The organism is Aeromonas sp. QDB54, from assembly GCF_027707385.1.
Lineage (GTDB): Bacteria > Pseudomonadota > Gammaproteobacteria > Enterobacterales > Aeromonadaceae > Aeromonas > Aeromonas hydrophila.
The window spans coordinates 1-10,464 of the sequence record NZ_JAPCIT010000035.1 but is presented as its reverse complement, the minus strand read 5'-3'; the positions used below and the strand labels follow the sequence as shown (position 1 = coordinate 10,464).

Genomic DNA, 10,464 nt, shown 5'->3' with positions numbered 1-10,464 from the left:
GAAAGCCTAGTCAAAGAGCTGTCACGAGAACACCGTTAGCTTAGCGTACGATTTTTTCCGAATTCTGCGGTTCCCCCTACTCAAGGGACAACAAGGCAGGCGATCACTGGCCGAACTGCGCCTCGCAGGGTTCGCCGTCGTAATTACCATCTAGCTTGGTGTTCGGGCAGTTGTCGAGGAAGAACTGCGCCTCCTCCAAACTTTGCATCTGGCTGCAATATTGCCGCCCATCGCAACGGTATCGGCTGGTTGCGACATCTACCCTGACTTCCTGCTGCTCATCCCCGCCGCTTGAGTTGGCCTGGCTCACCTGCGCGATGGGGTGCGACCCATGGCCGGACAGAAATGGCTTGGCTGCCAAGTAGCCGCCCGCCAGCAACGCCACACTCATCAGCAACGAGGTAAACCTCGGGCGTGATGAACGCGGCTTAGGACGACGCTGAGCCTGGGGCGTGCTCGGCGCTCGATGTGGATGGAGGACTCTGGGCGGCACACTGCTACCGGCCCGGCGCACCGACTCGGCTCTGGGGCGGCCATCGCGCCCGGCCCCAATCTCAAAGATCAAGCTCTCATTGAGCCGGGGCGGCACACCATCTCGGGGGAAGGCCGAGATATGGACGAAATACTCCTTCTGATCCATGTCGCATCGCACGAACCCAAAGCCCTTGTCGCCGTTCCAGCGCACCAATGTTCCCTTAAACGCCATGTCTGCAATCCTTCTTATCGGCACCCATTGTGGTGTCTCTGTGTTGTTGGCTTCGGCCTGCTGTCGTCCGCATTGTCATTGTCCTTGCGGTACATCCACGCCGTTCTACTAGCTCCGGTTGGCACGACGCTTGGCCATCGCGCCTTCCTCAGCAAAGATGCTTCGGCAATATTTCATCACCATCACTTCACTTTTCCAACGACCGGACATCATGATCTTCAAGGCATTTTCACCGGATGCAGCGAGGTCTTGCGCGGCCCCAACCCGGCATGAGTGAGCAGTAAATGGCGGGATACCCAACTCCTCCACTGCTAGCACGGTCGAGGCACGGGTGAAGATCCGTAGAACAGTGGAGTAGCCCAGGTGCCTCACCCTTTTGACTGAACAGCCTTCTGGGTTGATGCCAGCAAACAGCGGATCATCGAGCTTGGTATCGAACACCCGCCCCGCCAGGCTGAAATACTCGCGAATCAACCGCATGGCTTGCCGGGAAAGCATGGTTACGTCAGGATCGCCCGAAACATTGGTTTTGCTTATCGGGATGGTGAGCACCGCGCTGCCATCGGGCTTCATCGTCAGGTGGTTGAGCTTGACCCGAGCCACCTCCGCCGCCCGCAGAAGGGTCTCGTAAGCCAGGGTCAGCAAGGCCAGATCCCGCCGGTCGGCCAGAACCGGGCTGTTTCCCCACATCCTGTCGAGTTCGTCCAGATGGTATTCGCGCAGCGGGGTAGCCTGCTTAATGGTTTCGCCATTGAGCACCTTGTCGCGGGTATAATCACCCAGCATGTTCCGTATCGTGCGGTCAGCGGTCGGATCGGGGCATCCGCACTCCTGGTGAATGCGGGAGATGGCCCAGCGGTCCATGCCGAGTGTGTTCCTGTGTTTGTCCAGGGCTCGCTGTGAGAGATAACGCTTTACCGTCTCCAGTTCCGCTGGGAGTGAGGTCAGCTCCTTTTCACGACACCACGCCTCGAACTGGAACCACATGCAGCGGAGTTGCCGGGCGGTGCGGGTGGCGCGGTTTTCCAGATGGCTGATAAACTCGCGCATGAAGCGACTTATCGTGATCTGGACGTTGGGATCCTGCTCCAGCCGGACCCCACGCAACCACCCTTGGCGCATCAGGGTACTCAGATCGTCGGGCCGCATCTGGTCCCAAGCCAGTTGCAGCGGGCCCCCCGAGCTGTTATCAGTCAGAACCAACTCGTTCATACCGACTCCTGCTGTGCGTAGTAGAGCGAGCGAAAATACTGCTGCTGGCTGGGGGTGCAGGCGCGAAAGCTGGCGAACCGGCCACCCTTGACCACCAACTCATCAAATCTGCCGTCGCTATCGCGGTAATAGACCCGGCGCAAACCGATCCCACCGTTCAGGTGGAGTTGCAACCAGGTGACCACCTCATCGGCCTGATTGGTCACCGAGGCTAACCCGGTCTCATTCCGGTCTATCAGCACGATCATGGTGTCACTGATCTCGTAGGTATCGAACCCGCAGCGTAAACTCATAGATTAGTCCTCATTTAGACCCCATATTTCATATGACATATAACCTTCATTATACACCATATGAAACGGTCTATAAAAGGGGTCTGACGCTCAGTGGAACGAAAACTCACGTTAAGGGATTTTGGTCATGAGATTATCAAAAAGGATCTTCACCTAGATCCTTTTAAATTAAAAATGAAGTTTTAAATCAATCTAAAGTATATATGAGTAAACTTGGTCTGACAGTTACCAATGCTTAATCAGTGAGGCACCTATCTCAGCGATCTGTCTATTTCGTTCATCCATAGTTGCCTGACTCCCCGTCGTGTAGATAACTACGATACGGGAGGGCTTACCATCTGGCCCCAGTGCTGCAATGATACCGCGAGACCCACGCTCACCGGCTCCAGATTTATCAGCAATAAACCAGCCAGCCGGAAGGGCCGAGCGCAGAAGTGGTCCTGCAACTTTATCCGCCTCCATCCAGTCTATTAATTGTTGCCGGGAAGCTAGAGTAAGTAGTTCGCCAGTTAATAGTTTGCGCAACGTTGTTGCCATTGCTGCAGGCATCGTGGTGTCACGCTCGTCGTTTGGTATGGCTTCATTCAGCTCCGGTTCCCAACGATCAAGGCGAGTTACATGATCCCCCATGTTGTGCAAAAAAGCGGTTAGCTCCTTCGGTCCTCCGATCGTTGTCAGAAGTAAGTTGGCAGCAGTGTTATCACTCATGGTTATGGCAGCACTGCATAATTCTCTTACTGTCATGCCATCCGTAAGATGCTTTTCTGTGACTGGTGAGTACTCAACCAAGTCATTCTGAGAATAGTGTATGCGGCGACCGAGTTGCTCTTGCCCGGCGTCAACACGGGATAATACCGCACCACATAGCAGAACTTTAAAAGTGCTCATCATTGGAAAACGTTCTTCGGGGCGAAAACTCTCAAGGATCTTACCGCTGTTGAGATCCAGTTCGATGTAACCCACTCGTGCACCCAACTGATCTTCAGCATCTTTTACTTTCACCAGCGTTTCTGGGTGAGCAAAAACAGGAAGGCAAAATGCCGCAAAAAAGGGAATAAGGGCGACACGAAAATGTTGAATACTCATACTCTTCCTTTTTCAATATTATTGAAGCATTTACCAGGGTTATTGTCTCATGAGCGGATACATATTTGAATGTATTTAGAAAAATAAACAAATAGGGGTTCCGCGCACATTTCCCCGAAAAGTGCCACCTGACGTCTAAGAAACCATTATTATCATGACATTAACCTATAAAAATAGGCGTATCACGAGGCCTGTGGGAGGAAAATAAAGTGTCATCCTAACTACAGGACCCTGCAACGTAGCAATTCCTGCAAAAATCCATTTAAAACAATGACTTATTTCAATTCTGCCATCTGCAAGCGTTTTGTGGGGATGGAGGCCGGAATCATTAAAGTATCATCCTAATTTTCGCTCAACCTTGGAAAATGCTGAGAATCGTAAAAATAAAGTTTCATCCTTTCCGCTACTAGTTCAAGGCTTTCTTCCGGCCGCCGGCAACAACGCTGCTTGGCTGAGGCGATCCACTTGCGCTACCGCTCACTGATCAGATCGAACTTGAACTCGACGAGCAGCCAACCATCAGGCCGAGCGTGATCGCCAAAAAAAACGGATCATGCGAAATCCTTCGTTGAGTTTGGCGCGGGTTTTAGCAAATCAGCTGGCCCGCGATCCGGTTGAGAGTGATCCGAAGCGGTCCTTGACGACCGGCACAAATCGGCCGATTCTGTTGAAAAAGTAGCTTTAGCGGCAGCCTGCCGATCAGGTGTGCCTGCTGTCGAAGTGGCTGCAAGCCACTTCAAGTTGCCTTCCGGCGTTTCACTGAGCGTCCTTGCTCAGGTTTAAGGGTTAATTTGAGGGTTTCTGCTCGTAGCAGGCATACCTATCCCGTCAGCGGTGGCCCTTGAGGCAAAAGCTTGGCCATGCGGCGCAGGTTCTGCACCATCGCAGCCAAGGTGGATTCGTCAGTGGCACCCGTTAGGCCACGCAGTCGTAAACGGTCGAGTTTCATGATCCGTTTGAGGTGGGCGAAAAGCATCTCCACCTTCTTTCGTTCGCAGCGAGAGACGAGGTACTCCGGTGTCTTGGCGATGCGTCGAGCCACGTCGCGGGCAGCCTCATGGATGCTGCGGACGATCTTCCGATTCGGCGTGTTGGGGCAGCATTTCGCTTTCAACGGGCAGGTGGCGCAGTCGGTTTGGCTGGAGCGGTAAATGACGGTTTTGGCCTTAGTTACCCGCGACCTTTGCTGGGTGAAGGCGCGCCATTCACTGCGTAGCGGTTTGCCGGCTGGGCAGCGATATTCATTGGCGTCCTGACTCCAGTGAAAGTCGTTACTGGAGAGGCTGTCGTCCTTGCGCTCGGTCTTGTCCCACACCGGCACATGCGGTTCGATGTCCTTTTCTTCGACCATCCAGGCCAGCATCGGGGCGGTGCCATAAGCGGTATCGCCGATAAGGCGTTCCGGTGTGAGATCGAACTGCGCCTCGACACGCTCGACCATCGTCCTAGTCGAATCGACTTCGGCGGTACGGTGCGCCGGGGTAGCTTCCACGTCCATGATCACACCGTGCTCAGTGTCGATCAGGTAATTCGTGGAGTAGGCAAAAAAGGCCGGGCCACCTGGCGCTGCTGTCCAACGGGACTGAGGATCAGTGAGCGAAATTTTCTTGGGAAGAGCCTCAGCCAGCGCCTCTTCATCAAGGGCTTCGAGGTACTCGCGCACTGCGCGGCTGCTGAGCTTTGGATCGTTCCAATCGACCTCATCTCCCGCCACCCCACGTTGCCGGCTGGCATCCGCCTTAATGATGCTGGCGTCGACGGCGAAACCTTCACCCTTGACTAGGCCGGCTGCCATGCAGCGCCGCAGCACCTCATTGAATAACCAGCGGAATAGATCGCTGTCACGAAAACGCCCATGGCGATTCTTCGAGAAGGTCGAGTGATTGGGGACTTCGTCTTCCAGACCCAACCGGCAGAACCAGCGATAGGCCAGGTTCAGGTGCACCTCTTCGCACAATCGCCGCTCGGAACGAATGCCATAGCAGTAGCCGACGACCAGCATGCGCACCATCAACTCCGGGTCAATCGAGGGACGCCCGATGGGGCTATAGAAATCTGCCAGGTAGGCACGTAGATCACTGAGATCCAAGCACTGGTCGATGCTGCGCAGGAGATGTTGGGCCGGGACGTGATCTTCCAGATTGAACGAGTAGAACAGGCGCTGCTGTCCTCCCGGTAACTGTCCCATCATGCTGTTCGCCCCCACGCTCGCTGACAAAGCAATTTTGCCAACGGCATGGGGAGGCCGCTACTTTTTCAACAGAATCGGCCGCACACAGCCATTCGGCTCAACAGAACCCTGCCTTTACCCCACCAAACTCCGGAAACTCGCCCGGTAGTCCGTCGGCTTGAGATGCACATGTTGGCTGAGGTCGCCGGGTAGCGTGAACAGGCGCGGACCGTCCCGAAACTGGAACACGCGATACAGATGGAATTGATCGCCCGCCTCCTTGGAGAATTCGAGTTCGTTGTGGCTGACCAAGAAAGACGAGCCTACCCCGCCATTGGTGGTTTTCACCTCGATGAAGCGCTCATGGGCGTCCTCTTCGAACGACAGGATGTCGAACCCCGCACCGTCTCCCTGGGTGTCGGACACCCAATCCAGCCGCTGAAAAAGCTCTGGGTGGCCGAGCTCGGTCAGGCGTTGCTGTTCGTAGCCAATCACCCACTGCTCCCCTGCCCGGCCCAGCTTGCGGTTGGCTTCATCGCGAGCGGCATAATCGAACTTTCGCGGTAGGCGTTGCCGTAGAGATGCCGGGGTACGCACAAGCACTTCACGGGCGGGTGGTTCTACCAAAGCCGCTCGGTAGGTTTTGTCACCCGGAAGTTTTACCTCCTCCAGGGCATCGACAAGAGCGCCGACCGTCTGCTGATGTTCCAGAACGTAGGCGTGTACGGATTTACGCAGCAGCAGTTGGCTGTTGCCGCGTGGCTTGTAGCCGTTGATATAGGGCAGGCCCAGGGCATCGAGTACGGCGCTAATGTTCTGGTGCTTGAGCTCGACTGAAGACTTGCTGCGACCGTTCAGCAGTTGGCGCAGTGCCTGGTTGTGCTCGGACTTGTGGTACGGCTCCCCAGCCGCCTCGGCACGCAGCATGTCGAAATAGTCTTCGACCGTGGCCAGGACCTCTTCTTCGGACCAGTCTTCGCCGATGCGAATGATGCGAAACCCGAGCCGCGTCAGCGCCGGAACGACGGTCGTCTCGCCACCGGAGAAGCTGTCAGCAGTGAGCGGGCCCTGCTCGGGAAATTGCTTGCCGAAGGCCACACCGGCGATGGCCTTGGAATCGCAATCGGTGCCGGTCTTCGGATCACGTACCAGGAAGTCGCGGGACTTGCCGTAGCCGTGGCGCGCCAGGAATTTCGTGCGGCCCAGTTGCACGAACTCATCGATGGCAGCCTGCACGGCGGCGGGGCTTCGAAGCTGGGAGAGTTGAGACACAGGGTCCTTCCTTACTGTCATGGTGTGCCGGGAACCGCCGAGCCACGAGATTATGAGTAGCCCCTGAACAGAAACGTCACGATAAAAGCCGTGAACGCCACCAGGCCCATTAAATCCCTTGCGTATTTGCAGCCCGTGCTGTCCAAACCTGTACCAGGTCCGATCAACACGCTCCAACCATTGAGGTACGAAAACACCGCCTGACCGAACAAAAAATGCGTGATAGCCGCCGCAGCCATGACGCCGGAATCGTCAGACAGGCTGTAGCTGTTGACCATTGCCCTGTACGCCTGCATCTGAAATGGCTATTGCCCTGATGGGAGCCGGCTTTTCAGCCACCGACACCAGCGATGCCGTCAATATTCTTTACCCGATAACCATGACCGTACAAGCTAACAAGGCCTGGCAAGCCAGCGGACTTAAAAAGTCTTTTTTTCTACCATCCCACAAAAAAGTTCGTGGTGGAGAAAAGATAAGCTATGCAAGGCTTTAGGAGACGTGGTTTTTCAGGATGACGAAGAACGATTCGGCGCTAGGTGCAACATAGGTGCATCGCACGAGCGCTAGGAACGGCGAAAAAAGGCGGACGTGGCGAAATCGGTAGACGCAGCAGACTTTAAAATTGGAGTGCCCGCGGGGAAATCCGCGGAGTAGAACCGCTCAAAGTCGGGGAACGCTAACGGGCAATACCCTAAGCCAATCCCGAGCCAAGCCCCTTCGGGGGAAGGTGTAGAGACTGGACGGGCGGCGCCTAAAGCCTTCGGGCAATGGCGAAGGGACAGTCCAGACCACGAACGTCATCAGACGGCGGCGAAAGTCGAGGTGGTACGAAAATCTGCTTCTCTGTGAGAGTACGGGTTCGAGTCCCGTCGTCCGCACCACAAAGCCAAACATCCCTGCGATGATCGACCTCTGGGCGTTTGGTCGTGAGCCCGCCACCCTCGCGCTACGCTTTGCGCAGGCGTCGAAGGCGATCAGGTGCGCCCATCGATTCCGTCGAGCACCATCGCTGCGAGTTCATCGCTGGTGTGTGCACCACTATCGAGAACACGGGTTGTGCATGGAAGCCGTTCCCTTGCGGCCAAGCATCGGGCGACATTCGCTAATCGCCACTCTCGAATCTCCGCATTTCGATTCGGGTCAGGATGCATGGTCTGGTTCGCGATCCGGTGACGCAATAGGTCCTCGTTGAGCGTCAGAAAGATGTGCAGCAGCTGATCGTCGATCCGCCTTACCCCGTCGAGTATCTCAGTCAGATAGTCCGGGTGCACGAGCGTCATTGGGATGATGATGTCCTGCGAGTAATTCCTTCGAATCTCCCTGACCGCCGCGATCGTAAGTCCCCTCCACAAGGGGAGATCCTGATAGTCTCCGCTCGCTGGCATGGGGACCGTTTCTTTCACCACGAACCCGATTTCCTCGGGGTCAAAGATCAGCGATTTGGAACGCCGATCGCGCAGCCGCTTAGCGAGCGTCGTCTTTCCGGCGCCGAAAGGTCCGTTGATCCAGATTATCATTGTCGACGGCCTCTAACCTGAAGGCTCGCAAGAGCGCTCGACGGCCTCGTGCGGAGGCACGATCGGAGTGGTTCCGAAATGCTTCTCAAGATAGGTGACGCCGAACGTCACGATGTCCTGCGCGTCGAACAGGTAGCACTGAGCAAAGCCCACGACACCTTCTCGATGGCGACCGAGCTTCACGTAAGCATTTGCTATAGTTTCAACCGCATCCGGCTTTCCTTCGATAGCAAAGCAATCGAGAATGCCGTTTGAATCGTAATCCGATGCCGTTTTCCAGGCGACTTCACCGTCTCTTCCAAGCATCGGCATCTCATACGTCACCCACCGTTTGTTGGGGATATCGGCAACCGCCTCGGCGTAGTGCAATGCGGTAACGGAGTTTAGCGGCGCACCCAACAGCAGGGCCTTCCCGCCAAGGCGAACGAACCGCTCGACGGGCGATCCTTCCCCCAAGGCGTGACCGAGTTCGTGAGGCTCCGTCAGCGTTTCAGCCAGCGGACCAACCGCGACCATCGATGCATCGGGGTGCGCGCTGCGCCGCGCGCCGGGGGCTTGAACCAGAAATTGATTCAGCAGGCCGAACCCACGGTAAGTCCCGGCTGTTGCGGGATCGAACGGCAGCCAGGTACGGCGGGCTTCGTCATCCAGCCGAGCGCCATTCAGAGTCTCCTCGTAGGGTGATCGGTCCCACGACGCGTATCCCATCACAGTGCCAGTCGGCCCAAGCGCGGAGCGTAACGCGGCAACGACCGTCTCCGCTCCTCCTTCGACCGGACCAATCGCTTTAAGTGAGGCATGCACCATCAAGAGGTCACCGGTTTGGACTCCGAGTTTTTGAAGCGCCTCCGTTATTGCCTTCCGCGTATGCATCGCGATATCTCCTCTAAACTGCAAAACACTATACGGGGTCTGACGCTCAGTGGAACGAAAACTCACGTTAAGGGATTTTGGTCATGAGATTATCAAAAAGGATCTTCACCTAGATCCTTTTAAATTAAAAATGAAGTTTTAAATCAATCTAAAGTATATATGAGTAAACGGCACTGTTGCAAATAGTCGGTGGTGATAAACTTATCATCCCCTTTTGCTGATGGAGCTGCACATGAACCCATTCAAAGGCCGGCATTTTCAGCGTGACATCATTCTGTGGGCCGTACGCTGGTACTGCAAATACGGCATCAGTTACCGTGAGCTGCAGGAGATGCTGGCTGAACGCGGAGTGAATGTCGATCACTCCACGATTTACCGCTGGGTTCAGCGTTATGCGCCTGAAATGGAAAAACGGCTGCGCTGGTACTGGCGTAACCCTTCCGATCTTTGCCCGTGGCACATGGATGAAACCTACGTGAAGGTCAATGGCCGCTGGGCGTATCTGTACCGGGCCGTCGACAGCCGGGGCCGCACTGTCGATTTTTATCTCTCCTCCCGTCGTAACAGCAAAGCTGCATACCGGTTTCTGGGTAAAATCCTCAACAACGTGAAGAAGTGGCAGATCCCGCGATTCATCAACACGGATAAAGCGCCCGCCTATGGTCGCGCGCTTGCTCTGCTCAAACGCGAAGGCCGGTGCCCGTCTGACGTTGAACACCGACAGATTAAGTACCGGAACAACGTGATTGAATGCGATCATGGCAAACTGAAACGGATAATCGGCGCCACGCTGGGATTTAAATCCATGAAGACGGCTTACGCCACCATCAAAGGTATTGAGGTGATGCGTGCACTACGCAAAGGCCAGGCCTCAGCATTTTATTATGGTGATCCCCTGGGCGAAATGCGCCTGGTAAGCAGAGTTTTTGAAATGTAAGGCCTTTGAATAAGACAAAAGGCTGCCTCATCGCTAACTTTGCAACAGTGCCCCCTCGGCTACCACCTCCATTGTCGTTTTCAGAAGACGGCTGCACTGAACGTCAGAAGCCGACTGCACTATAGCAGCGGAGGGGTTGGATCCATCAGGCAACGACGGGCTGCTGCCGGCCATCAGCGGACGCAGGGAGGACTTTCCGCAACCGGCCGTTCGATGCGGCACCGATGGCCTTCGCGCAGGGGTAGTGAATCCGCCAGGATTGACTTGCGCTGCCCTACCTCTCACTAGTGAGGGGCGGCAGCGCATCAAGCGGTGAGCGCACTCCGGCACCGCCAACTTTCAGCACATGCGTGTAAATCATCGTCGTAGAGACGTCGGAATGGCCGAGCAGATCCTGC

11 protein-coding genes and 1 pseudogene are annotated in these 10,464 nt (G+C 55.6%); 2 read left to right on the top strand and 10 right to left on the bottom strand.

Annotated features, from left to right (window positions below):
• Positions 1-103 precede the first annotated feature (103 nt).
• From PG881_RS22120 to PG881_RS22090, 7 genes are all read right to left on the bottom strand, one after another.
• A complete protein-coding gene (locus tag PG881_RS22120; protein ID WP_101618091.1) occupies positions 104-706 on the bottom strand; it encodes a cold shock domain-containing protein in 603 nt (200 codons plus the stop codon).
• A gap of 108 nt (positions 707-814) precedes the next feature.
• Positions 815-1,918, bottom strand: coding sequence for a tyrosine-type recombinase/integrase (locus tag PG881_RS22115; protein WP_101618093.1), 1,104 nt, complete (start codon positions 1,916-1,918; stop codon positions 815-817).
• On the bottom strand, positions 1,915-2,211 hold the full coding sequence (locus tag PG881_RS22110) for a hypothetical protein (protein WP_101618095.1): 297 nt from the start codon (positions 2,209-2,211) through the stop codon (positions 1,915-1,917). Before PG881_RS22110 ends, PG881_RS22115 begins: the two co-directional genes overlap by 4 nt.
• 225 nt (positions 2,212-2,436) lie before the next feature.
• Entirely contained in the window at positions 2,437-3,297 is an 861-nt protein-coding gene (locus PG881_RS22105; RefSeq protein WP_000027057.1) for a broad-spectrum class A beta-lactamase TEM-1, read from the bottom strand.
• 820 nt (positions 3,298-4,117) lie between these two features.
• Positions 4,118-5,488: an IS1182-like element ISCfr1 family transposase gene (locus tag PG881_RS22100; RefSeq protein ID WP_270802899.1), complete on the bottom strand. Its 1,371-nt coding sequence runs from the start codon at positions 5,486-5,488 to the stop codon at positions 4,118-4,120.
• Positions 5,489-5,602: 114 nt separating this feature from the next.
• Positions 5,603-6,739, bottom strand: a complete 1,137-nt coding sequence (locus PG881_RS22095; protein ID WP_000080861.1) for a DUF3883 domain-containing protein — start codon at positions 6,737-6,739, stop codon at positions 5,603-5,605.
• Between the two features lie 50 nt (positions 6,740-6,789).
• Positions 6,790-7,017: a hypothetical protein gene (locus PG881_RS22090; RefSeq protein ID WP_000248278.1), complete on the bottom strand. Its 228-nt coding sequence runs from the start codon at positions 7,015-7,017 to the stop codon at positions 6,790-6,792.
• 23 nt (positions 7,018-7,040) lie between these two features.
• Here PG881_RS22090 and PG881_RS22085 point away from each other — a divergent pair, with 23 nt between their 5' ends.
• Positions 7,041-7,232 carry a hypothetical protein gene (locus PG881_RS22085; RefSeq protein WP_000951934.1) on the top strand — a complete coding sequence of 64 codons (192 nt, stop codon included), beginning with the start codon at positions 7,041-7,043 and terminating at the stop codon, positions 7,230-7,232.
• Between the two features lie 481 nt (positions 7,233-7,713).
• On the opposite strand, the gene PG881_RS22080 is transcribed toward PG881_RS22085, so the two are convergent.
• Positions 7,714-8,256: an AAA family ATPase gene (locus PG881_RS22080; protein WP_000587837.1), complete on the bottom strand. Its 543-nt coding sequence runs from the start codon at positions 8,254-8,256 to the stop codon at positions 7,714-7,716.
• A 12-nt stretch (positions 8,257-8,268) separates the two neighbouring features.
• Positions 8,269-9,129: an aminoglycoside N-acetyltransferase AAC(3)-IId gene (gene aac(3)-IId / locus PG881_RS22075; protein ID WP_270802897.1), complete on the bottom strand. Its 861-nt coding sequence runs from the start codon at positions 9,127-9,129 to the stop codon at positions 8,269-8,271.
• Positions 9,130-9,361: 232 nt separating this feature from the next.
• Here aac(3)-IId and PG881_RS22070 point away from each other — a divergent pair, with 232 nt between their 5' ends.
• Positions 9,362-10,066, top strand: coding sequence for an IS6-like element IS26 family transposase (locus PG881_RS22070; protein ID WP_001067855.1), 705 nt, complete (start codon positions 9,362-9,364; stop codon positions 10,064-10,066).
• A 274-nt stretch (positions 10,067-10,340) separates the two neighbouring features.
• On the opposite strand, the pseudogene PG881_RS22065 reads toward PG881_RS22070, so the two are convergent.
• Positions 10,341-10,464 (bottom strand): annotated as a pseudogene (locus tag PG881_RS22065) (tyrosine-type recombinase/integrase); the annotation flags it as partial.